We start from the raw sequence: 384 nt of genomic DNA, 5'->3' as shown, positions 1-384 counted from the left end.
CATGAACGGCGGATTTGCCTACCGTTCGCCCTACATCCTTAGACCGGGACAACCATCGCCCGGCTYGGCTACCTTCCTGCGTCACACCTGTTAATACGCTTGCCTCCCAGGATCAGGTCCCGCGCTCCACCAAAACCCTCACACCACAAGGGCGATCGGGCAGGTCTCGGGCGGTTAGTATCCCCYGYTTRGCATGGGCGGTGTTTCGCCGGTACGGGAATATCAACCCGTTGTCCWTCGACTACGCCTKTCGGCCTCGCCTTAGGTCCCGACTTACCCAGGGCAGATTAGCTTGACCCTGGAACCCTTGATCATTCGGCGGACGGGTTTCTCACCCGTCTTTCGCTACTCGCGGACGGGTTTCTCACCCGTCTTTCGCTACTC

Annotated in this window: 1 rRNA gene; it reads right to left on the bottom strand. The window is 59.8% G+C overall.

Features of this window, described 5'->3' with window-relative positions:
* Positions 1–351 (bottom strand): 23S ribosomal RNA (locus AC1DMU_RS29755); the annotation flags it as partial.
* Positions 352–384 lie beyond the last annotated feature (33 nt).

Source organism: Bacillus sp. 01N45 (assembly GCF_056399205.1).
The sequence above is the reverse complement of the archived record's forward strand: the minus strand, read 5'-3'. Positions and strand labels throughout refer to the sequence as shown.